Origin of the sequence: Pseudoalteromonas sp. 19-MNA-CIBAN-0066, assembly GCF_040308705.1 — a bacterium.
Taxonomy (GTDB): domain Bacteria; phylum Pseudomonadota; class Gammaproteobacteria; order Enterobacterales; family Alteromonadaceae; genus Pseudoalteromonas; species Pseudoalteromonas nigrifaciens.
On sequence record NZ_JBEONZ010000337.1, the window covers coordinates 1 to 249 of the forward strand.

Annotated in this window: 1 pseudogene; it reads right to left on the reverse strand. The window is 34.9% G+C overall.

Annotation, left to right across the window (positions count from 1 at the left end):
* Positions 1–249, reverse strand: a pseudogene (locus tag AAEZ18_RS19340) (hypothetical protein); the annotation flags it as partial.

Consider the following 249-nt stretch of genomic DNA (forward strand, 5'->3'; position numbering starts at 1 on the left):
TAGTAGGTCGGCGGTATCTTCAAGCTGTTGCAAGTTCTCGTCTGTATGTGATTGAACAACAAAAAAATTATTTACAATAGCTTGAATGCGAGGAACGTATTTTGGGCGAATTATTTTAGCATCAAGTAGATCATTAAGCTTTGCTTTAAGGCGTGAATTTACATGCGAAACACGTTCATTAAATAGCTTTTTTCTAGCTTCGATTGCTTTTTTGCGATTACTCTCAATTTTGAGGTAACTGTATAAAAG